The following is a 23,052-nucleotide window of genomic DNA, read 5'->3' as shown; positions in this document are numbered from 1 at the left end:
TTACCTTATGTATTTCATATCTACCATAACACTTTGACTACTAATTCGATATCAATCTTAATATTCTATTCTAAAAAAAGAATTAATTCATATTTTAAATTAATGACTCTAAAAATAGTATTGTCTTTAATCAAGTGATGTGTTACTATATGGGTGTAGTTCTTAAATGACTACACAGTCTTTTATATTCATGAACATAATACTCCTGGATGGCGCAACCCAACGTCATCCTTTTTTTATTTGTCAAATACTCGCTTTTTTATTTCCAAAATTTCCTCATATTAATTTATTACTTTTTAATCCTATCTTATCTACATTTTCAAATATTATAATACATATTGACCATTTTCACGCAAATAAAAAAGATGACAACTGAATGCCATCTTTATTTCAATTTCCAATTGAATTTTTTTATTATTTACGCATAGCTCTTAAAATTAACGTTACGATTGCAATTAAGATAATTGAACCAATTAATGCTGGCAAGATGTAAATACTTCCTAATTCAGGACCCCATTGTCCGAATAGTTTGCCACCTACCCATGATCCAATAATACCTGCGATAATATTGCCTAAAATACCACCTGGGATATCTTTACCCATAATAGCACCAGCAGCCCATCCAATTAAGCCACCGATAATTAACATTCCAATAAATCCAAACATAATTTTCAGTCTCCTTTTTCTATTTATTTTGCGTTATTCTAAGTAGTACCCCTTATTTACAATTCTAAAACAAATTCAAATTATTTTTATCCAAATATTTTTAAAAGTAGTAATTGAATATCAATTTTATTCAATGTAGCTATCGTTATTTAAAGTCTCTGTACCGGCAATATCATATACATTATTTTTTCTGCCGAATTCATAGCTTGATTATTTTATGTTATAGGACTAGAATATACACATATTATTAGAGCATCTTTGAATTTTAAATCAAGAAGCGAGGTTAATGAACAATGAATATGCATATTTTATATAACTTACGAACTAAACATAATTTAGAAATTGACGAATTAGCACAACAATTAAATGAGAAATATGGTACTAAATATGAAGCACATCAAATTTGGGAATGGGAGAATCATCACCATGAACCTAAATTTAAAGACGCCATGCATTTAGCTGATTTCTTTGATGCACCATATGAAATGTTTTTAGAAAGTAAGGTTAAAGAATATCAGAAACATTTAGAAGAAGTCGATATTCGCATGGATAAATAGATGCAAATAAACCCTCACAACACGTTAGGCATATATCCTTTCAAATCTATACTGGATATATTACATTGCGTTGTGAGGGTATTTTAATAATTAATATGAATTAAGACATTTTACAAGCGTTAATGCAACGAATCTTTTTAGTGATCTTGCTCACTCTTTAATACTTTACCGTTCTTAGCATCAACAGTAACTTCTTGTTTTTTATTACCTTTTTTCAAATCGATATTGTAAACAAGTTTGCCATCATCTTTTTCAAGTGACCATTCTTTAATATCACCATCAAATTCTTTTTGTCCTTCTTTAATGGCTTTTTTGTAATCTATAGCATCGCTATATTTAAAGTTATCATTTTCATTCACTGTATCTTCTTTTTCAGTCTTTTTGTTAATCACTTTTTTATTTTTATCAGCAACAAGTACTTCTGACTCTTCACCAGATTTTTGTTGCGTCACTTTATAAGCCCATTCACCATTAGAATTTTCAAATGAAATTCCTTTCAACTTTTGGCCTTTGTAGGTTTCTTCAGCTTTTTTCACAGCATCTTCTGGGCTTGTTTTAACATCTTTTAATGCAATAACATCTTTTGTTGTATTAGTGTCTTGATTAGTATTTGACTCTGTTGATTTTGTTTCATCTTTTGGAGTATCATTGCCACATGCAGTAAGCACCACCGCTGACATTGATAACACTGCTAATGATTTTAATTTCATAATATCACTCTCTCTTCCTTTTTTGAAACTCATAACAAAAGCTTATATGCTATATAGATTGTATTACCCCTTGTTTTTAATTTTATTCATAATTATTACAAATATTTTTAAATTAATCATCATGTGTTACTTTCGTTCGTACTCATTTTATAATTGAACCATGTAATATAAGCACGCTATAATCGACTCAATTTGTCTAATGCTTTTTTTAGGTACTTGCCCCTTTTCAACTTCTTCAAAAGTTTCTACGTGATGACCTTTATGTGTAATTTTCAAGTATCTATGCGGTTTAACATCAAATGTAGCAGTATACATTAATTGCGTCTCTTTCCCTTCTTTATTAAAAGCACTTTGACTATAACTTCGGAGTTGATCATCCATTCTAGTAGACACCTCAGTCGTTTTAACATAAGAAACATCTTCCTTTACTAATGGGTTAAATTGATCTGTTATACCATGAGAGTCTATTGTTTTTAAAATGAATAAAGCAGCATAAGCGCCAATGATAGTAAGTGCTAGATATGTTATTGTTTTTAAAATCGTTTTCAAAAGATCACCTCTGACAAAATATAAAATAGGATGTCTCTGAAAACAACTTACATAATTGTAATTAAAGTGTAAGTATTAGTAGAAAATGATGGTATTTGAATCTGAAAGATATGAATCGTTTTTAAACTAAGTTATTTTATAGAGACTTTATTATGGAATTGAAAGAAGTTAATTTTAAGGTTGTCGAATGTAAAAACATATTGATTAACCATAAAAGAGAAATTATTTTTGTAGATTTCGGCATAAACGTCATTAAAGAATTTTCTATATGATGGTGCTAATCATAACAAAGAAAGTTAGGCACCTTTAGATACCTAACTTTCAAAGTATTAGCAATAAAACACTGTATATACTAATTCAACTTAATTTCAAACTTGTTCAATGTCATTAACACTTTTCACAAGTTTGAAAGTTACATTTTTTATATCGGCTGTATTAATTTTTACATTTTCCCTATCTTTTTGTAGCTCTTTATGCGACTCTAATGTATATTTACCGCCATCTTTTGTATTTATGACGATGTTACCTTTAGGCAAATGTTCTCCCATATATAAGCCATAAGAAATATGAGCAAATCTTATGATATGATCCAATTCCTTTAAAGTGACAACTTCTTTATTAAGAGTAATATTTCTCTTAGGTGTATATACTCTATCAGCAACTCTGTATGTTCCTTCTAAATTTATACGAACTTGGTTTTCATTTAAAGGTCTCTCTGAATAAACCCAATTCCTAGATTTATTAGATTTTCCGTTTATTGTATTTTGGCTGTATCTATCGTAAAGTTTTTTAACCAAAGCTTTTTCTGAATTATTTGGTACTTCTTCAACTTTTTGGAATTGTTTATCTTGTACACTTGGGGAATTTTGTGTTGACGCGTCTGCTTTTGGATATATTCCAAATGTTCCCCCATAGATGATACCTAGCGATAGAATAGATTTTAATAGAATTGAATTTTTCGAGTCATTTTTTTTGAACATATTTAATTACCTCCTTGAAGTAAAACTTTATTTTCTTCAATTATAAAAATAATAGACGTGCTCATGAATTAAATTCATCTTAACTCTTGATTAACTTTAATTTGCTACCACTCTGAATTTAATAACTATAAATCGTCTACACATAATTGGACTAAATCTAAGAGAATAGAATTTGTTAATTTAAAATAGTAAGCAATTCAAAGTTATATGTGTAATAGATAAAATAGATATCCCTATAGTGATGCGTTACTAGCTAAACGTAATAACACTTTAGAAGATAATGAAGATAAGGAGTTACTGGATTGTTTCGACTATGTAATTAAGTATAAAAATATCCAACGACAAAACGTAATTATAAAATGGTAAAAGCTATGGTACAGTTTCAAATTGCTAATGACATGCGTATCGGTGAGCTACTTGCAATAAAGAGAGTAAATATAAACTATGAAGATAAAACGCTAGATATCGACGGTAAAGTTAATTGGATAACTGAAAAATGACGGGAGCATCCGGAGTAAAAGAGACAACTAGAACAAGTAACAGCTATAGGGCTATAGGCCTCACTATCCATAGCATCGACTTACTAAGAACACTTATGCTTGTAATGATAAGTTTATTAATATAGGGTACATATTCACAAATGCAGCTGGTGGCCCTATCGACTCGAACAAAATTAGCAACATTATTAAAGGGGGCACTATCAAAGAGACAACTGAGATTAGTTCTATTAAGAAACCTGTAACGACGCATACATTACATCATTCGCATATATCTACACTTGCTCAATTAGGAATTAACTTAAAAGCAATGCAAGAGCATGTAGGTCATTCAGATTATAAAAAAATCTAGAGATATACACACATGTTACTAATCAGATGGCGAAAGATATGATGAATAAATTTGAATGATTGGGGAGTTAAAATTGGAAAAAGATGATACACTAGCAGAAATTAAGCCTATGCTCAATTTTGATGAGCAAATAGCGAAATTAAAACAGATGAATATATTTTTTAATATTATTGACACCGAAAAAGCAAATGAAATTCTTAGAAAAAATAATCACTTCTTCAAACTAGCTTATTTCCGAAAAAATTTCGAAAAAAAGAATGGCGGCTATTTCATAGAATTTGCTTATTTATCAGATTTAGCAACTATAGATATGAAATTAAGATACACAATGTTGCATTTAACTTTAGATATTGAACATAGTTTAAAGTGTCTAGTCTTAAAACTAATAACAGAAAATAACCAAGAAGATGGTTATAAAATAATAGATGAGTTCTTATGTATTGATAAATCATATAGCAATTCAAATTTTGACACAAATTCAAGAACACCAGAAGAAGTTATGGAAACCAAAATCAAAAATAAAAACGAAATATTCAAGCATATGAATAAACGAGGACAACTACCCGAGAAGTTGAATAAATACTATCAAAATCCACCCGCATGGGTTTGCATTGAATTCATGCAACTAGGTCAATTCGTTTCGTTTCTCAACTTCTATTACAAGAAGTACAATGACGAAGAATTGAGAGTTGCTAATATTTTAATGCCTTTAGTTAAAAATATAAGAAACAAATCAGCTCATAACCAACCCATCATAGCAAATCTAAATTATGACAGTAGATCTCCTCAATATTTATTTGAAAAAGGGAATAATATAGGCATATCTAGAAACATGTTCGGAATAAAAAATTTCATAGATACTTTCGCTACGCTAGAATTACATAATCAAGTTTGTAGTAATGCAATTATCCAAGCAAGATATCACGATTTGGACCAACTTCAAAAGCGATATAAAAGAAACGAAAGCTATTATAATAATGCATTAGCTATCAAAAGATTTTTTATAGCTTTAGATAAAATTATTGACTTCAACAGACCAAAAGTATAAACTATCTAGTGAGGAAAGAGACTTATAGGTCTCGCGAGTTATTTTAATTCGTATGCAAGAAAAAGAAGAGCTATGCATTTTATTTAAAATGCGTAGTTCTTTTTTTATGCATCTAAATTCATATTATTTTTGCAATATAAACATATCTTTGTGCAAATTCCGAACACAAAACATTCACATCATCCTTTTTTGCCCTTTTTCTATACCCCAAAACACAAAAAGCCCCGTAAGCCTATGCCTACGGGGTTTGACAATAAATTATATATTATTGTTCTTCTTTAACATATGGTAATAATGCCATATGACGAGAACGTTTGATAGCTGTAGTCAACATACGTTGATATTTAGCTGAAGTACCAGTTACACGACGTGGTAAAATTTTACCGCGTTCTGAGATAAAACGTTTTAATAATTCAGTGTCTTTGTAGTCGATATGTGTAATACCATTTGCTGTGAAATAGCATACTTTTTTACGACGACGTCCGCCTCTTCTTGGTCCACCTGCCATGATTGTGTGCCTCCTTTGATAATTTTTTCGCTTTAATTTCGTTAATTTTTATTAGAATGGTAAGTCATCATCACTTATATCAATCGGTCCGTTTGCATTTGCAAATGGATTATCAGATTGTTTCGTGTTTGATGAATTATTGTACGAATTGTTTTGTCCTGATTGTTGACCACCGAATCCTTGACCGTAATCTTGGAATTCATTTTGTTGACGTTGGCCACCATTTTGTTGCGCATTTTTAGGTTCAAGGAATTGAACACTATCACACACAACTTCAGTAACAAACACACGACGACCTTCTTGATTTTCATAATTACGGGATTGTAAGCGACCATCTACACCAGCTAAACTACCTTTAGATAAATAGTTATTTACATTATCTGCTTGTCTTCTAAAAACAACACAGTTAATAAAATCTGCTTCGCGCTCCCCTTGAGCATTCGTGAACGTACGATTTACTGCAAGAGTGAATGTCGCTACACTCACACCTGAGGGAGTGGTTCTGTATTCCGGATCTTTCGTTAAACGACCTACTAATACAACTCTATTTAGCATTTAAACGCCCCCTCTAATTATTACTTGTCTTCGTCTTCACGAATAACCATGTAACGAATGATATCGTCACTGATTTTAGCTAGACGTTGGAATTCGTCAGTAGCTTTGTTGTTATCAGATTTAACACGTACGATGTTGTAGAAGCCATCTTTGAAATCATTGATTTCATAAGCTAGGCGACGTTTACCCCAGTCTTTTGCTTCTAAAACTTCTGCACCTTCAGTAGCTAAGATGCCGTTGAAACGTTCAACTAACGCTTTTTTAGCATCTTCCTCAATGTTTGGGCGTACGATGTACATAACTTCATATGTTCTCATTTTATATTTGCACCTCCTTGTGGTCTATACGGCTTATCAATCTTAAAACAGATAAGCAAGGAATAATTTTCATTACTCACAATAAAGAATTATATCATGCGCCATTACTTTTTACAATAATAATTCAAACTACTCTTCATATCATTTTTGACATTAATTCATTTGAAATTTTCTATGATATTTTTAAAAATACACTTCACAAAAGCGAACACGTGTTCTATAATAGTTGTGAGGTGGTAAGGAATGAATTTAAATATTGATTGGTCTAAAGATTTTCAAGAATTCCAAGAGATACTTAATAGTGGCATTCATCCTGAATGGCTTTATTGTGCAAAGGCTAATCTTGTTTTAGAGCCTGCTTATACTGGCGAAGGCAAACAATTTTTCAGCACTCAAGATATTATTAACGCGAGTAAAATTATTCCATTCTTTTAATAAATTATACGCATAATTAAAAGAGGCGAACAATTGATTCCGCCTCTTCTCCATATATACTATTTAATTAACTTCACTCTATCGTTTATACATTAAATCTGAAATGAACGATATCACCATCTTGCATAATATATTCTTTACCTTCTAATCGTTGTCTGCCCGCTTCTTTAGCGCCACTTTCGCCACCATATTGTACATAGTCGTCATAACTTGTTACTTCGGCACGGATAAATCCACGTTCAAAATCAGTATGAATGATACCAGCACATTGAGGTGCAGTCATACCTTGTTTAAATGTCCAAGCACGTACTTCTTGCACACCAGCAGTAAAATATGTTGATAATCCTAATAATTCATAAGTTGTTCTAATTAATCGATCTAATCCTGGTTCTTCGATACCTAAATCTTCTAAGAACATTTCTTTATCTTCATCATCTAATGTAGCAATTTCTTCTTCAATTTTTGCACTAATAACAATCACTTCAGAGTCTTCTTGCGCTGCATATTCACGAATCGCTTTTACTTTATCATTATCATCATCACCAATTTCATCTTCACCAACATTAGCGATATAAAGCATTTTTTTAGAAGTCAGTAATTGCGCTTGATTCACCCATTTTTGATCTTCTTCATTAAAGTCAATACTACGAGCGGGTTTACCATTTTCTAAAGCTTCTTTAATAGTTGTTAAAATACGTACTTCCATTTCAGCAGTCTTATCTTTTTGACGTGCTAATTTTTCAATTCTAGGCAAACGTTTCTCAACAGATTCTAAGTCCGCTAGTACTAATTCCATATTAATAACTTCAATATCATCAATAGGGTCTACTCGACCAGCAACATGAGTTACGTTATCATCATCAAATGCACGAACGACCTGACAAATCGCATCTACTTCTCTAATATGTGATAAGAATTTATTACCTAACCCTTCTCCCTTTGAAGCACCTTTCACAATACCAGCGATATCTGTAAATTCAAATGTAGTCGGCAATGTCTTTTTAGGTTGAACCATTTCTTCTAATTTAAGTAATCTAGCATCTGGCACTTCTACTATCCCTACATTAGGATCAATCGTAGCGAATGGATAGTTCGCTGCTAAAGCACCTGCTTTTGTTATTGCATTAAATAATGTTGATTTACCAACGTTTGGCAATCCAACGATACCTGCTGTTAAAGCCATTAATCATTCTCCTATCTTTGTGTATCATCATGAGATTCGATGATTTTTTTAAGTTTTTTATCAAACGTTTGACGTGGAATCATAATACTTCTTTGACAATTTTCACATTTAATTCTTATGTCTGCACCCATTCTAATAATCTTAAAACGGTTTGTTCCACACGCATGTTGTTTTTTCATTTCTACTATATCATTTATTCCATATTTTGACGCCATTAAATATGACCTCCATGTATTATAAACTACTAAACACCGTTTTCACTATGATTATAAGCAGTCATAATTGGTTGAGGTGTTTTAATACCTTCTTGTAAAAACATTTTTTGTACTTCTTTGCGAATAATTCGAGCTCCAGCAAATCCTTCACCTGGAATTGTTTCTGCAGATATTCTCAATATTACTCTTGTATCTTCAATAGCATCAATACCAATAACAACCGGATCACTAACAAATAAGTAATATTTACTACGTAAAGAAGTAAATAGTTTGTTTAGTTTTTTATCAACATTATCAATGTTTTCTTCGACAGACACTGGAATTTTAACGATAGCTGTACCATTTGTAATTGAGTAGTTCGTTATTTCACCCATACTACTATTTGGTAAAATTGTTAATTCTCCTGAAATTGTATTGATTCGTGTTGAACGAAGTCCTATTGATTTAACCGTTCCCTCTGCCACAGTCGTACCACCATTGTTTATTTTAACATAATCACCTACATCAAATTGACTTTCAAATATAATGAAAAATCCAGTAATAACGTCTTTAACAATGGTTTGAGCACCAAAACCTACTGCTAAACCTACGACACCAGCACTTGCAATAACACCTTCAACACTAATGCCAAATTTACTTAAAATCGTCGTAATAACTATAAACCAAACGATATACTTCACTACATTTTGAACAAGAGATATTAAAGTTTTAGAGCGCTTTTTGTTACTCTTTTTACTCTTATTTTGAATCTTAAATCCCTGTTCAATCATTTTATTCAGTATTTTAATAACTATGAGGGCTACGATAATATAAATAACAATCATAGCGATTTTAGTTGCAATGTTTTCATATGTTTCTATTTTTGTTAATGGCTCAAATAGAGATGAAATAATATTCATGACTTGATTCATGATAAGCGTTACTCCCTTCTATATGATATATCAATATTGTATTCATATTTTTATATACTTCCAACCTACGAAAGTCTCAATATATCTAGAATCAAATGTTCACTGATTACAATTTATTTACACTTGCACAAAGAGTTATTATATAAAATTGTGTAACTATTTACCATACCTACGATTTAATTGTTCAATTATTCTTAGAAAATCTTCTTGTGAATCAAACTCAAATGAGATTTTACCAACCGATTTTTTTATTGATATATCTACTTTGGTACCATACTGTTCTCGCAACTGTCGTTCTTGTTGCTTTATAAATTTAGGCTTAGTTATATCTACTTTGTCTGTTTCCGACTTTGACGAAACATTTTTTAATTCATTAACATGGTTTTCTAAATATCTAACACTCCACTTTTCTTTAACAACCCGTTTCGCTAACCTAAGCATTTGTTGTTCATCTTTAATTGCCAATAACGTTCGTCCATGTGCACTTGTCAGTCGCCCATCTTTTACCATGTCAGCAATCTTTTTCGGCAAATGTAATAACCTCAACATATTCGCTATATACGGGCGCGACTTACTCAATCGCTTCGCTACTTCTTGTTGTGTAATTTTCAAATCTGTCATCAAACGTTGATAACTTTCAGCTTCTTCAATCGCATTTAAGTCTTCTCGTTGTAAATTTTCGATGACCGCCAGTTCCATCATATCTTCATCTGTTAAATCTTTGATAATCGCTGATACGTATTTTAGACCAGCAATTTTCGAAGCTCTAAACCTTCTTTCACCAACTACAATGTAATAACCTTGAACTGTTTTTCTAAGCACAATTGGTTGCAAAATTCCATATTGCTTAATTGAATCTGCCAAATCATTTAAATGATTTTCATCGAAAGTTTTTCGGGGCTGATACGGATTCGGTTTGATATCCGATATATCTATTTGCTTAATTTGTTCATCTTTTGTTTTAGTAATACGTTGATCTTCACTTTTTGACAATTCACTCACATCACTTTTTATTTGATAACAACAGTTAAATATATTTTATGTATTCTAAATGAGTCAGACAACCATTAACCACACTTTATTTAAAAAATAATTCATTTTTCAACTTCAAGATACCAATTACAATTTCACAAACAAATTAACTTTTAAATCAAAATTTTCTGAATAATTGTTGACAAATCTTTTTTTACTCTGTAAGCTAATTAATATCTTATAACAGTTTAATGAAACGTAAACACAATAAAGAGGAAAGTAAAACACACCCTGCTTATACAGAGAGTCTTTAGTAGCTGAGAGAAGATTTTGAAAGCGTGTTTGAAAATGGCCTTGGAGTGTTGATGCCAATATGAGGTGTCTACGGGTTCGCCCGTTATAGCGATACAGTATTAACATTGATGTTAAATGGCGTACTGGATTCTTTACGCACGATTTTTTGTTAATAAGTATGGGATAGCACATTACTATATCCTTACTTACTGACTTTAATTGTGATAATTGTTCAGTAAGCATATTTACTTTTAATGCGTACTGAATAAGGTTATTTCAGCGATGGAATAACAAATAAAGGTGGTACCGCGAAACATAAGCTTTCGTCCTTTTTATCCGATTCATTCGGGTACGAAGGACGGAAGCTTTTTTTATTTTTTCTTATAGGAGGGTCTTAATATGAAGGATACACAGTTAGCCCAAATCACATTAACCGATGATTCAACCGGTGCTATAGCGAATCCAATCCATTTATCTACTGCCTACAAGCATCCAAAACTAGGACAATCGACAGGTTTTGATTATACACGTACTAAAAATCCTACACGCTCAACATTTGAAACCTGTTTTGCCAAACTCGAACATGGTATTGCATCATTCGCTACATCAAGTGGAATGTCAGCCATTCAATTAATATGTAATTTATTTAAACCACACGATGAAATTTTAGTTTCATTCGATTTATACGGCGGCACATTTAGATTATTTGAATTTTATGAGCAACAATACAATATCAAATTTAAGTACGTTGATTTTACAGATTATGAACAAGTTGAAAAAGAAATCACTGATAAAACAGTTGCATTATTCATTGAACCAATATCTAACCCACAAATGATTGCTATTGATGTAAAGCCATACTATCAACTTTGTAAAGCTAAAGGCTTATTGTCAATTATCGACAATACTTTTTTAACACCTTATCTTTCAACACCACTAGCAGAAGGTGCTGATATAGTCTTACATTCAGCCACGAAATATATTGGCGGACATAACGATGTACTAGCAGGTGTCGTAACCGTCAAAGATGAATCACTCGCGCAACAGTTGTTTGATTTTCACAACATGACTGGCGCAACACTTTCACCAATAGATAGTTATTTGTTGTTACGTGGACTTAAAACTTTGCATTTACGCATTGAGCGTGCGCAATCAAACGCTAGAAAACTTGCTAAAAAATGTCAGTCACTTCAAGCAATTGACGAAGTACTATATAGCGGGCAAACTGGCATGCTTAGTTTAAGACTTAACAAGGCCTATAGCGTCGCTAAATTATTAGAAAATTTAGACATTTGCATTTTTGCAGAAAGTTTAGGAGGTACTGAAACATTAGTGACCTTCCCTTACACCCAAACACATGTTGATATGCCAGATGCTGAAAAAGATAAACGTGGCATTGATGAGTATTTAATCCGCTTATCACTAGGTGTTGAAAATTATGAAGACATCGAACGCGATATCATCCAAGCATTAGATAAAGCTCAGATTGGAGAGATTGTATGACACTTTCAAAAGAGACAGAAGTGATATTCGATTGGCGTAGAGGTGTGGAATATCATTCAGCTAACCCACCACTCTATGATTCTTCAACATTCCATCAAACAAGTCTTGGTGGCGATGTTAAATATGATTATGCACGAAGTGGCAACCCTAACCGTGAACTTTTAGAAGAGAAGTTAGCACGATTAGAACAGGGAAAATTCGCTTTTGCTTTTGCATCAGGTATTGCTGCTATTTCAGCAGTACTTTTGACTTTCAAATCTGGTGATCATGTCATCTTACCCGATGATGTATATGGCGGTACTTTTCGCCTCACTGAGCAAATTTTGAATCGATTTAATATTGAATTTACAACCGTAGATACTACCAAGCTCGAACAAATCGAGGGTGCCATTCAATCAAACACAAAATTAATTTATATCGAAACACCATCGAATCCCTGTTTTAAAATTACTGATATCAAAGCTGTTTCTAAAATAGCCGAAAAGCATGAACTACTGGTAGCTGTGGACAATACATTTATGACACCGTTAGGCCAATCACCTTTATTACTTGGCGCTGATATTGTCATTCATAGTGCTACAAAATTTTTAAGTGGACATAGCGATTTAATTGCTGGTGCTGTCATTACTAATAATGAGGCAATTAGTGAAGCTCTTTATTTAATACAAAATGGTACAGGCAATATGTTATCTGCTCAAGATAGCTGGACACTTGCTAAACATTTAAAAACATTTCCAATCAGATTTAAACAATCTGTCGAAAACGCGCAAAAAATCGTGTCATTTTTAATAAAGCAAGATGAAATTTCAGAAGTTTATTATCCGGGACTCACTACTGCTCATTTAGAACAAGCTAAAAATGGCGGTGCCGTTATTGGCTTTCGTTTAGCTGATGAGTCTAAAGCACAACAATTTGTCGATGCACTGACATTACCACTCGTTTCAGTGAGTCTGGGCGGTGTTGAAACGATCCTTTCACATCCAGCAACAATGTCTCACGCTGCACTACCTGAAGAAGTGAGACAAGAACGTGGTATCACTTTCGGTCTATTCCGATTAAGTGTTGGTCTCGAAGATCCTGATGAACTCATTGCAGACATCAAATACGCATTAAAGGAGGCATTCAATGAGTCAATTCCTCACACAATTGAAAGATAATGTTTTAGTAGCTGATGGCGCTATTGGAACCATTTTATACTCTGAAGGATTAGACACCTGTCCAGAAGCATATAATCTTAGCCATCCAGATAAAGTTGAACGTATCCATCGTTCATATATCGAAGCTGGTGCTGATGTCATTCAAACCAATACTTATGGTGCAAATTTTGAAAAGTTAAAACGATTCGGTCTTGAAGATAAAGTTAAAGCTATACATCAAGCCGCCGTACGCATCGCAAAAAAAGCAGCAAATAAAGATACGTATATATTAGGCACAGTTGGTGGGTTTAGAGGTATCAAACAAGAGGATATCAGCTTACAAACTATTCTTTATCATACTGAAATTCAAATAGACACCTTAATTGAAGAAGGCGTTGACGCGCTACTTTTCGAAACGTATTACGACCTAGAAGAGTTAACAAATGTCATTTCACGAACGAGAAAGAAATACGACATTCCAATCATTGCTCAATTAACCGCTTCAAACACAAATTACTTAGTTAATGGTCAGGCAATCAATGAAGGATTAAAACAACTCGTTCAATGTGGTGCCAACATCGTGGGACTCAATTGTCATCATGGCCCGCACCATATGCAAGAGTCTTTCACACATATTGAATTACCAGAGCACGCATACTTATCTTGCTATCCAAATGCCAGCTTATTAGATATTGAAAATAGTGAATTTAAGTATAGTGACAATGCACAATATTTCGGCCAAGTTGCTCAAAATTTAATTCACGAAGGTGTTCGTTTAATTGGTGGTTGCTGTGGTACAACGCCAGAGCACATCAAATTTATTAAAGAATCTATTCAGACACTTAAACCTGTTAATGACAAAAAAGTGATTCCGATACCAACGAAAGCACTTTTCAATCCATCTCAAAATAAAGTTAGACAATCATTAACATCTAAGGTTCAAGAACGTCCAACCGTTATTATCGAATTGGATACACCGAAACATTTAGACACGGATAGATTTTTTGAAAATATCGCTAAACTTGACAAAGCTAATGTAGATGCGGTAACACTCGCAGATAATTCATTGGCAACTGTCAGAATTAGCAACATTGCTGCTGCAAGCTTAATTAAACAATATTACAATATTGAACCACTCGTACATATTACATGTCGAGACCGAAACTTAATCGGCTTGCAGTCCCATTTACTTGGATTATCGCTCATTGGCGTTAACGAAATATTAGCCATAACTGGTGATCCTTCAAAAGTTGGTCACTTACCAGGTGCAACCAATGTCTATGATGTTAATTCTAAAGGATTAACTGAACTCGCTCTAAGATTTAATCAAGGTATTAACACTGACGGTGATGCGCTGAAGAAACGTACACACTTCAACATCGCTGGCGCCTTTAATCCTAATGTTCGAAAATTAGATGGTGCCGTCAAAAGATTAGAGAAAAAGATAGAAAGCGGAATGTCTTATTTTATAACACAACCCGTGTACAGCAAAGAGAAAATCATTGAAATTTACCATGCCACTAAGCACTTGAACAAACCATTTTTCATAGGCATTATGCCTATCGCAAGTTACAAAAACGCACTCTTTTTGCATAATGAAGTGCCAGGAATCAAGATGTCAGATGAAATTTTACAACAATTTGAAGCAGTTAAAGATGATAACGCCAAAACACGAGAGCTAAGTCTTAAGCTTTCAAAGGATTTAATCGATACTGTTCATGAATATTTTAATGGTTTATACATTATCACACCGTTTCAAAATGTCGAAGATTCATTAGAACTTGCAGCATACTCAAAATCTATTACTGCTCACAAGGAGGCAATATTATGACAACAATTAAAACATCAAACTTAGGATTCCCAAGATTAGGTAGAAAAAGAGAATGGAAAAAAGCCATCGAAAGTTATTGGGCAAAAAAGATTTCTAAAGAAGAATTAGATCAAACATTAACTGATCTACATAAAGAAAATTTATTATTACAAAAGTACTATCACTTAGATAGCATCCCAGTTGGTGATTTCTCTTTATATGACCATATTTTAGATACGTCATTATTATTCAACATCATCCCAGAACGTTTCCAAGGTAGAACTATCGATGATGACTTATTATTTGATATTGCTCGCGGTAATAAAGACCATGTTGCAAGTGCACTTATAAAATGGTTTAACACTAACTATCATTACATCGTACCTGAATGGGACAATGTTGAGCCTAAAGTGAGTCGCAATGTATTATTAGATCGCTTTAAATACGCCCAATCTTTAAACGTTAACGCTCACCCTGTCATTGTTGGTCCGATTACTTTTGTTAAATTATCAAAAGGCGGTCACCAAACTTTTGAAGAAAAAGTTAAAACGTTATTACCACTTTATAAAGAAGTGTTTGAATCATTAATTGATGCAGGTGCTGAGTACATTCAAGTTGATGAGCCAATCTTAGTTACAGACGACAGCGAAAGCTATGAAAATATTACACGTGAAGCTTATGACTATTTCGAAAAAGCTGGTGTTGCTAAAAAATTAGTCATTCAAACATACTTTGAACGTGCACATCTTAAATTCTTAAGTTCTTTACCTGTTGGTGGTTTAGGTTTAGACTTTGTCCATGATAATGGCTATAACCTTAAACAAATTGAAGCTGGAGATTTTGATAAATCAAAAACATTATACGCTGGAATTATTGATGGTCGTAATGTGTGGGCAAGTGACATTGAAGCTAAAAAAGTCTTAATCGATAAATTGTTAGCACACACTAATGAACTTGTCATTCAACCATCATCTTCATTATTACATGTTCCAGTATCTTTAGATGATGAAACATTAGATACAAGTGTTGGCGAAGGCTTAAGCTTTGCAACTGAAAAATTAGACGAATTAGATGCATTGCGTCGCCTATTTAATCAAAACGATAGTGTTAAATATGATAAATTAAAAGCACGTTATGAGCGTTTCCAAAATCAATCATTCAAAAACTTAGATTATGATTTCGAAAGCGTGCGTACTTCAAGACAATCACCATTCGCGCAACGTATTGAACAACAACAAAAACGTTTGAACTTACCGGATTTACCAACAACAACTATTGGATCATTCCCACAAAGCCGAGAAGTTCGAAAATACCGTGCAGATTGGAAGAACAAACGCATTACAGACGAAGCATATGAAACATTCTTAAAAAATGAAATTGCTCGATGGATTAAAATTCAAGAAGACATTGGCTTAGATGTATTAGTTCACGGTGAATTTGAACGTAATGACATGGTTGAATTCTTCGGAGAAAAATTACAAGGTTTCTTAGTAACTAAATTCGGTTGGGTGCAATCATATGGTTCACGTGCCGTAAAACCACCAATCATTTATGGTGATGTAAAATGGACAGCGCCTTTAACTGTTGATGAAACAGTTTATGCACAAAGCTTAACAGATAAACCAGTTAAAGGTATGTTAACTGGACCTGTAACAATTCTAAACTGGTCATTTGAACGTGTTGATTTACCACGTAAAGTCGTTCAAGATCAAATTGCTTTAGCAATCAACGAAGAAGTATTAGCACTTGAAGCTGCAGGAATCAAAGTTATCCAAGTTGACGAACCTGCATTACGTGAAGGCTTACCATTACGCTCTGAATATCACGAACAATATCTTAAAGATGCTGTTTTATCATTTAAACTTGCAACGTCTTCAGTTCGTGATGAAACTCAAATCCATACACATATGTGTTATTCTCAATTCGGTCAAATCATTCATGCTATTCATGACTTAGATGCTGATGTTATTTCAATTGAAACATCTCGTAGCCATGGTGATTTAATTAAAGACTTTGAAGATATTAATTATGATTTAGGTATTGGTCTAGGTGTGTATGATATTCATAGTCCACGTATTCCAACAAAAGAAGAAATTACTACAGCAATCAATCGTTCACTACAACAAATCGACCGCTCATTATTCTGGGTAAACCCTGACTGTGGTTTGAAAACGCGAAAAGAAGAAGAAGTTAAAGATGCATTGACTGTGCTTGTGAATGCTGTTAAAGCTAAACGCCAAGAATAATCGCAGCATTTATCATATAATAAACTAAAAACGGGTGATTTTATGACACAATATCCTTTATGGCAACAATTAAATACTTTAAAACAAGCAACTTGGGTTGATTTAACGCATACATTTGATCCGGAAATACCACGTTTTAGTGAGTTTGAAAAAGGCGAAGTTTCAACTTTATTCACGGTTAAAGATCATGGTTTCTATGTGCAACGTTGGAATATTGTAACGCAATATGGTACTCACATTGATGCACCAATTCACTTTGTCGAGAATAAACGTTATTTAGAAGACATTGATTTAAAAGAATTGGTATTGCCGTTAATTGTATTAGACTTTTCAACAGAAGTAGCGAACAACAATGATTTCATTGTAACACGTGCGCATATAGAAGCATGGGAAAAAGAGCATGGTACTATTGAACCTGGCACTTTTGTTGCACTTCGTACCGATTGGTCAAAACGTTGGCCTAATATTGAAAAGTTTGAAAACAAAGATGCGAACGGACAACAACATGCACCGGGTTGGGGATTAGATGCTTTGAAGTACTTAATTGAAGAACGTCGTGTTGAAGCTGTTGGTCATGAAACATTCGATACCGATGCATCTGTGGACGTTGTAAAAAATGGTGATTTAGTTGGCGAACGTTATATTCTTGGTCAGGATAAATACCAAGTCGAGTTATTAACTAATTTAGATCAATTACCAACTCGTGGCGCCATCATTTACGCTATCAGCCCTAAACCAAAAGATGCACCTGGGTTCCCTGTTAGAGCATTTGCAATTAAACCATCAAATGACTAATATTACCCAATAAATCCATAAACAAATAAAAACAGGTTATGCCAACATGTAATTAATACTGTTGTGATAACCTGTTTTCTTATTATTTATACTTTGATACAACTGCAGCGATAGCTTGACCGCCACCAATACACAATGATGTTAAACCAGTTTCAACTTCATCATTCAGTTGATGCAATAATGTCACTAAAACTCTAGCACCAGATGCACCAATAGGGTGTCCTAATGCAATAGCGCCACCTTTAACATTCACCTTTTCAGGAGGTAATTTTAATTCACGATCAACAGCTAATGATTGTGCTGCAAATGCTTCATTTAATTCAAATACATCAATATCGCTTAATTCTTTTTTACTACGTTTCAAAGCCTTTTCTACAGCGCCAACTGGTGCAATACCCATAATAGAAGGATCTACACCATGACTTCCAAAGCCATCAAGCACTGCCAATGGTTCGATATTTAATTCTTTAGCTTTGTCTTCTGACATGACTAACATCATCGCAGCACCATCATTGATTCCTGATGCATTACCTGCTGTAACTGTCCCGTCTTTTTTGAAAGCTGGTCTTAAGCGACTTAATTTTTCGACTGATACATTTTCACGTACACCTTCATCCTTAGTGACTAAGATTGGTTCACCTTTACGTTGAGGAATCGATACTGGAACTATTTCACTATCAAATTCACCATTTTGCTGTGCACGTACTGCTTTTTGTTGTGAGTTTACAGCAAATGTATCTTGTTCTTCTCTTGAAATACCATATTGCTCCACTAAATTTTCAGCAGTAATACCCATATGATATTGATTAAATACATCTGTTAAACCATCATATACCATGCTATCAACCATTGATTGATGTCCCATTTTAAAACCGAAGCGACTGTTGTTGACAAGCATTGGTGACTGAGACATATTCTCCATACCGCCAGCTAGCACGATGTCATTTTCACCAGTCACAATAGATTGATATGCTAATTGAATCGACTTTAACCCAGAACCACATACTTTATTCACTGTAAATGCAGGTACTGTTTCTGGCAAGCCACCTTTCATAGCAGCAATTCGTGCTGGATTTTGTCCTTGTCCTGCTTGTAGTACGTTACCGATGATAACTTCATCAATCTCACTTGGATTCAAACCCGTCTCTTTAATAATATGTTCTATTAAAGTCGCACCTAAATCATAGGCTGGCACGTCTTTAAACGCACCTCCAAAAACGCCAATAGGTGTCCTGTATGCTGCTGCTAATACGACTCTCGTCATGTCATATTCATCTCCTTATGATATATACAATTTTATTACTAATACGTCTAATGAACCAATACGCCACTAACATCCAATTTATGAAACCAATTGCTACGTATGTTACATTTTCATTCTTGTTATGCATTTAACAAATCATATTATACAATGATGTAATTTGTTTGGGCAATCGGAAACGTAAACGGTTTCACTTTAACATTTCACACTCTTAAATATGCTCTATCATCCTCATCTATAGTACAAAATTATGCTTTGATTTACCACAAATTATCATTAATCATTTCGCGTAATGACTCTAATTAAATTCTATCTATCATTGCATCGCTATTCACAGCTGGTTTCACCATCAATTTCTCATCAATTTTTTATTACCATTACGTCTCTAGTCAAATATTAAATCGCTGATGATTGTTAATTCCGCAATTACCATGCAGTCACCTCTCCTTCCACTTCATCGCCAAATCTGCCCCTATTCACTAGAAAAAATAAATAGTATACTTAGTAAATTAATTACACATCTTAAAGGAGTTAAAATTTTATGGTTAATGCATTAACACCAAAACATTTAGCTGAAAAGCGTGCAGGATTCCATGAGTTGTTCTTTGATTTAATTTTCGTCTATGCCATTCAAAAAATTGCACATGTGATTTTAACAACACAAAACGGTTCCATTTCAGCTGATTTATTTTTCAAATACATCGTCATGAGTTTGTTCTTATGGTTAATGTGGTCTCATCAAACATTTTTTACAAATCGATTTGGTCAAGTTACATTCAAAGACGTCTCGTTTATGATGTTTAATATGTTCATCATGGTCTTCCTATCTAACAGCCTATATCCGGACTTTGAAAAGACATTCTTCCCATTCTTCTTATGCGTGGCAATTATGTATTTAAGTATCGGATTACAGTATTTATTACATATACGTACAGGGTTAGATTATGGCGATAAGCGTACATGTCAAGCTTTTGCGAGCGTAGCCTTTGTGATTTCATTTTTATCATTTCTATCATTAGTACTACCACAAAGTATCCATTACATCCCTGGATTTTTAGGCGTATTCATTGCAGCGACAGGACTTATTCCATTTCAGAAATATCTTGTATTATCACCTGTTAATATGATGCATTTAGTAGAACGTTTTTCGTTACTAACAATTATTATCTTTGGCGAGGTACTGGTTGGTTTAGCTTCGTCATCATTTAGCATTGATCATTTTAGTTACATTTATATATTCCAATTTATGATTTTAATTAGTCTTTTCGGTGTATATTGGATCATTACTGAAAATTACATTAATCATAAATTGTCATCTATCGGTTTCCGTTTATCGTATACGCATCTATTAATCAATATCGCTTTAGGTGTGATTAATGCTGCAATTGTTTTTAGTAATAACAATAAACTAAATGACTTGTTTGAAATTAATATGATGTATATAAGTGTTTTAATATTCTATATTGGATTATGGTTAATCACGCCTTATTTCCATAATGAACTGACAAACGCAAAATATATTTCTTCTTCACTAGGCATACTTGTAGTATCATATATCATCAGCCTTATCTTTAAGGGGCATGACCAAGTAATGATTATCTCGGTATCCGTTGCGACTTTCTGCATCATGCTGATTTATTTTAAAAATCAACGTCTACGTAATAAACATGAATAAATAGTATTCACCTCGGTCAAAGTATTTGAACTGAATCCAAAAGTGTCGAACTTCACATTATACTTTTGTGACAATCATCAGTTATGATACATGATCGAGTTTTTATATTTCCGAGGAAATCATTGGCATATACCATCATCAATTGATACACGCAAATAAATTTCAGCAACATACTCAATGATATATACACGTTAATCCTCACTATAAAAGGATGCAATTCCCACACAACCTAATCTTCTAAAAACAAATGATATGATATAGAGATGTCACCTCAACCTATCATCCCGCATTTCATTCCACAACACCAAAAAGAGCAGATGATAATCGTATTGATTTATCACCTGCTCTAAATATTATTTCAATGACTAGCTTCACACCAAGAATATTGATTATAGTTCTTGTTTGTTAAAAATTTTAATAGACAATATATAAGAAACACTTGTTATAACGATACCAATGACCGCATATACTATGACAACTAACCATCCTTCAGTGCTAATTTTTTCAAATTCTAATGCCGATGCACCGCTAACCATACCATATATAAAGAAAAAGACCACGAAAGAAAAAAGTAGTAGGATAGATGCAACTATCATAATGACATTAGAGTTTTCAGCGCCAAATTTAAATGTCAATGGGAAAATGATAGAGTATGCCCCTATGATACCAAAACTCATTAAACCTGACATAATACCAATCATCACACTTTGGGTCACGATCGTAGTCACAACTAATCCAATCATTAAACTTGCACCGAATAAGATTAAATAAAAGGCAAAGTATGACTTAATATAATCACTACGTTTAACCGGTAAAGTAGATACATAATACATCCATCTTGAGTCTTTTTCATGTTTAATATTATCAGTAATGGGTGTGATTAACATAACCCCAGCCATTGCCGAACTCATCAACGGATTAAATACTGCAAAGTATCCCGCAGCTATGATAGCGACTATAAAATAAATATATGTTTGCTTTCTCGTTGCATAAAAACTACTTAGGAACATACCTTTCATTATACTTCACCTCGCATTATGATTTTCGTAGCGTCATCAATGTGTTTTAAAGGCTCTGCATTTTCAATTTCTGCATAATCTTTAACTAAAATTTGATATTTCCCCTTTGACAATCTAGAAGCAATGATTAAATGCTTAGTAATTTCAACATCTTTATCTCCTGTCGTAACAATTCCATATTGTGCTAAAAGTATATCTTTCTGTTCAGTTAAAATCATTCGTCCATCTTTCATAAACACTAATTTATCCGCTAATTGTTCTATATCTTCAGAAATATGCGATGATATTAAGATGCCTCCACCTTGAGCGACAAAATCTTCTAATAGTTCCATTACTTCTTCTCGTCCAGAAACATCCATACCTGCAGTTGCTTCATCTAAGATTAATAGCTTCACATCATGAGAAAGCGCAATCGTTAAAGCTATCTTCATTCGCATCCCTCTTGAAAAAGTTTTAATTTTAGTTTGTCGTGGTAACTCGAAATATTTGATTAAATCAAAGAATTTTTGACTATTCCAAGTCGTATAAATAGATTGAAATACTTTATCAATATCTTTAATAGTCAATTTATTAGGTACTCTCAGATCATCAAACACAACACCTATGTGTTCTTTATATTCGACATCATCCGCAGCATGTTCTTCTCCAAAAAATGCAATACTACCGTTATCTTTATGTCGATTGCCTACTAGAATATTAATTAATGTCGATTTACCTGAGCCATTTTTCCCAATTAATCCAACTGTCTCATTAGTAGAAATCGTTAAAGATGCATCTTGCAATTTAAAATCCGAATCTTTGTATTGTTTGTTCACACGATCTACGTTTAACAATGTTGTCATATCCATGCTCCTCTTT

The 23,052-nt window shown here is 33.2% G+C and carries 23 protein-coding genes, 2 pseudogenes and 1 other annotated feature; of the genes and pseudogenes, 11 read left to right on the top strand and 14 right to left on the bottom strand.

Annotated elements, in window-relative coordinates; all coding sequences use genetic code 11:
* The first annotated feature begins 166 nt into the window (after positions 1 to 166).
* Entirely contained in the window at positions 167 to 376 is a 210-nt protein-coding gene (locus IDG66_RS07105) for a hypothetical protein (RefSeq protein WP_000211676.1), read from the top strand.
* A 38-nt stretch (positions 377 to 414) separates the two neighbouring features.
* On the opposite strand, the gene IDG66_RS07100 is transcribed toward IDG66_RS07105, so the two are convergent.
* Positions 415 to 666, bottom strand: coding sequence for a GlsB/YeaQ/YmgE family stress response membrane protein (locus tag IDG66_RS07100; protein ID WP_000466739.1), 252 nt, complete (start codon positions 664 to 666; stop codon positions 415 to 417).
* A 293-nt stretch (positions 667 to 959) separates the two neighbouring features.
* On the opposite strand from IDG66_RS07100, the gene IDG66_RS07095 reads away from it, so the two are divergent.
* On the top strand, positions 960 to 1,223 hold the full coding sequence (locus tag IDG66_RS07095) for a helix-turn-helix domain-containing protein (protein ID WP_001055897.1): 264 nt from the start codon (positions 960 to 962) through the stop codon (positions 1,221 to 1,223).
* A gap of 137 nt (positions 1,224 to 1,360) precedes the next feature.
* Here IDG66_RS07095 and IDG66_RS07090 read toward each other — a convergent pair whose 3' ends face one another.
* From IDG66_RS07090 to selX, 3 genes and pseudogenes are all read right to left on the bottom strand, one after another.
* A complete protein-coding gene (locus IDG66_RS07090; protein WP_000769722.1) occupies positions 1,361 to 1,933 on the bottom strand; it encodes a PepSY domain-containing protein in 573 nt (190 codons plus the stop codon).
* Positions 1,934 to 2,109: 176 nt separating this feature from the next.
* Positions 2,110 to 2,482 (bottom strand): annotated as a pseudogene (locus tag IDG66_RS07085) (YxeA family protein).
* Positions 2,483 to 2,850: 368 nt separating this feature from the next.
* Positions 2,851 to 3,462 carry an enterotoxin-like toxin X gene (gene selX / locus IDG66_RS07080; protein ID WP_000473942.1) on the bottom strand — a complete coding sequence of 204 codons (612 nt, stop codon included), beginning with the start codon at positions 3,460 to 3,462 and terminating at the stop codon, positions 2,851 to 2,853.
* 205 nt (positions 3,463 to 3,667) lie between these two features.
* Between selX and IDG66_RS07075 the strand changes: the two are divergent.
* Together IDG66_RS07075 and IDG66_RS07070 are read left to right on the top strand one after the other, a co-directional pair.
* Positions 3,668 to 4,370: pseudogene (locus IDG66_RS07075) on the top strand (tyrosine-type recombinase/integrase); the annotation flags it as partial.
* A 50-nt stretch (positions 4,371 to 4,420) separates the two neighbouring features.
* Positions 4,421 to 5,359 (top strand): Abi family protein, encoded by a 939-nt coding sequence (locus IDG66_RS07070; protein WP_072419886.1) that lies wholly within the window; start codon positions 4,421 to 4,423, stop codon positions 5,357 to 5,359.
* A gap of 265 nt (positions 5,360 to 5,624) precedes the next feature.
* On the opposite strand, the gene rpsR is transcribed toward IDG66_RS07070, so the two are convergent.
* Genes rpsR through rpsF form a run of 3 tightly spaced genes read right to left on the bottom strand, consistent with a single transcriptional unit; the run spans position 5,625 to position 6,739 of the window.
* On the bottom strand, positions 5,625 to 5,867 hold the full coding sequence (gene rpsR, locus IDG66_RS07065) for a 30S ribosomal protein S18 (protein WP_000897044.1): 243 nt from the start codon (positions 5,865 to 5,867) through the stop codon (positions 5,625 to 5,627).
* A gap of 51 nt (positions 5,868 to 5,918) precedes the next feature.
* The gene (gene ssb / locus IDG66_RS07060) at positions 5,919 to 6,422 is read right to left on the bottom strand and encodes a single-stranded DNA-binding protein (protein WP_000934799.1); all 504 of its coding nucleotides are present in this window, start codon (positions 6,420 to 6,422) and stop codon (positions 5,919 to 5,921) included.
* A 20-nt stretch (positions 6,423 to 6,442) separates the two neighbouring features.
* Positions 6,443 to 6,739 carry a 30S ribosomal protein S6 gene (gene rpsF, locus IDG66_RS07055; protein ID WP_001261460.1) on the bottom strand — a complete coding sequence of 99 codons (297 nt, stop codon included), beginning with the start codon at positions 6,737 to 6,739 and terminating at the stop codon, positions 6,443 to 6,445.
* 243 nt (positions 6,740 to 6,982) lie between these two features.
* On the opposite strand from rpsF, the gene IDG66_RS07050 reads away from it, so the two are divergent.
* On the top strand, positions 6,983 to 7,174 hold the full coding sequence (locus tag IDG66_RS07050; RefSeq protein WP_001052483.1) for a hypothetical protein: 192 nt from the start codon (positions 6,983 to 6,985) through the stop codon (positions 7,172 to 7,174).
* Between the two features lie 85 nt (positions 7,175 to 7,259).
* Here the strand turns inward: IDG66_RS07050 and ychF are convergent, their stop codons facing one another.
* The 4 genes from ychF to IDG66_RS07030 form a co-directional block, all read right to left on the bottom strand.
* The gene (gene ychF, locus IDG66_RS07045; RefSeq protein ID WP_001218732.1) at positions 7,260 to 8,357 is read right to left on the bottom strand and encodes a redox-regulated ATPase YchF; all 1,098 of its coding nucleotides are present in this window, start codon (positions 8,355 to 8,357) and stop codon (positions 7,260 to 7,262) included.
* Between the two features lie 11 nt (positions 8,358 to 8,368).
* Positions 8,369 to 8,572 carry a DUF951 domain-containing protein gene (locus tag IDG66_RS07040; RefSeq protein ID WP_000157345.1) on the bottom strand — a complete coding sequence of 68 codons (204 nt, stop codon included), beginning with the start codon at positions 8,570 to 8,572 and terminating at the stop codon, positions 8,369 to 8,371.
* 29 nt (positions 8,573 to 8,601) lie between these two features.
* A complete protein-coding gene (locus tag IDG66_RS07035) occupies positions 8,602 to 9,483 on the bottom strand; it encodes a mechanosensitive ion channel family protein (RefSeq protein WP_001077602.1) in 882 nt (293 codons plus the stop codon).
* A 156-nt stretch (positions 9,484 to 9,639) separates the two neighbouring features.
* Complete coding sequence (locus IDG66_RS07030; protein WP_001566903.1) at positions 9,640 to 10,485, bottom strand: ParB/RepB/Spo0J family partition protein; 846 nt, start codon at positions 10,483 to 10,485, stop codon at positions 9,640 to 9,642.
* 228 nt (positions 10,486 to 10,713) lie between these two features.
* Positions 10,714 to 11,083 (top strand) — a binding site (T-box leader).
* Between the two features lie 65 nt (positions 11,084 to 11,148).
* On the opposite strand from IDG66_RS07030, the gene IDG66_RS07025 reads away from it, so the two are divergent.
* The 5 genes from IDG66_RS07025 to IDG66_RS07005 are packed head-to-tail and all read left to right on the top strand — an operon-like array spanning position 11,149 to position 18,239.
* Positions 11,149 to 12,252, top strand: coding sequence for an aminotransferase class I/II-fold pyridoxal phosphate-dependent enzyme (locus IDG66_RS07025; protein ID WP_000655703.1), 1,104 nt, complete (start codon positions 11,149 to 11,151; stop codon positions 12,250 to 12,252).
* A complete protein-coding gene (gene metC, locus IDG66_RS07020; protein WP_000175854.1) occupies positions 12,249 to 13,409 on the top strand; it encodes a cystathionine beta-lyase MetC in 1,161 nt (386 codons plus the stop codon). The genes IDG66_RS07025 and metC overlap by 4 nt, the downstream gene beginning before the upstream one ends.
* Positions 13,378 to 15,219, top strand: a complete 1,842-nt coding sequence (locus IDG66_RS07015) for a bifunctional homocysteine S-methyltransferase/methylenetetrahydrofolate reductase (protein WP_000077320.1) — start codon at positions 13,378 to 13,380, stop codon at positions 15,217 to 15,219. The genes metC and IDG66_RS07015 overlap by 32 nt, the downstream gene beginning before the upstream one ends.
* The gene (gene metE / locus IDG66_RS07010) at positions 15,216 to 17,444 is read left to right on the top strand and encodes a 5-methyltetrahydropteroyltriglutamate--homocysteine S-methyltransferase (protein WP_000207619.1); all 2,229 of its coding nucleotides are present in this window, start codon (positions 15,216 to 15,218) and stop codon (positions 17,442 to 17,444) included. The genes IDG66_RS07015 and metE overlap by 4 nt, the downstream gene beginning before the upstream one ends.
* A 42-nt stretch (positions 17,445 to 17,486) precedes the next feature.
* Positions 17,487 to 18,239, top strand: a complete 753-nt coding sequence (locus IDG66_RS07005) for a cyclase family protein (protein WP_000195907.1) — start codon at positions 17,487 to 17,489, stop codon at positions 18,237 to 18,239.
* 82 nt (positions 18,240 to 18,321) lie between these two features.
* Here IDG66_RS07005 and IDG66_RS07000 read toward each other — a convergent pair whose 3' ends face one another.
* Positions 18,322 to 19,503, bottom strand: a complete 1,182-nt coding sequence (locus tag IDG66_RS07000) for an acetyl-CoA C-acetyltransferase (RefSeq protein ID WP_000199069.1) — start codon at positions 19,501 to 19,503, stop codon at positions 18,322 to 18,324.
* A gap of 538 nt (positions 19,504 to 20,041) precedes the next feature.
* On the opposite strand from IDG66_RS07000, the gene IDG66_RS06995 reads away from it, so the two are divergent.
* Positions 20,042 to 21,175, top strand: a complete 1,134-nt coding sequence (locus IDG66_RS06995) for a low temperature requirement protein A (RefSeq protein WP_000245682.1) — start codon at positions 20,042 to 20,044, stop codon at positions 21,173 to 21,175.
* A 389-nt stretch (positions 21,176 to 21,564) separates the two neighbouring features.
* Here IDG66_RS06995 and IDG66_RS06990 read toward each other — a convergent pair whose 3' ends face one another.
* Together IDG66_RS06990 and IDG66_RS06985 are read right to left on the bottom strand one after the other, a co-directional pair.
* On the bottom strand, positions 21,565 to 22,194 hold the full coding sequence (locus tag IDG66_RS06990; RefSeq protein ID WP_000677725.1) for an ABC-2 transporter permease: 630 nt from the start codon (positions 22,192 to 22,194) through the stop codon (positions 21,565 to 21,567).
* Positions 22,194 to 23,036, bottom strand: coding sequence for an ABC transporter ATP-binding protein (locus IDG66_RS06985; protein ID WP_000209553.1), 843 nt, complete (start codon positions 23,034 to 23,036; stop codon positions 22,194 to 22,196). Before IDG66_RS06985 ends, IDG66_RS06990 begins: the two co-directional genes overlap by 1 nt.
* Between the last annotated feature and the right edge of the window lie 16 nt (positions 23,037 to 23,052).

The sequence above is a fragment of the Staphylococcus sp. EG-SA-18 genome (assembly GCF_017151825.1).
In the GTDB taxonomy this organism is placed as follows: domain Bacteria; phylum Bacillota; class Bacilli; order Staphylococcales; family Staphylococcaceae; genus Staphylococcus; species Staphylococcus aureus.
The sequence above is the reverse complement of the archived record's forward strand: the minus strand, read 5'-3'. Positions and strand labels throughout refer to the sequence as shown.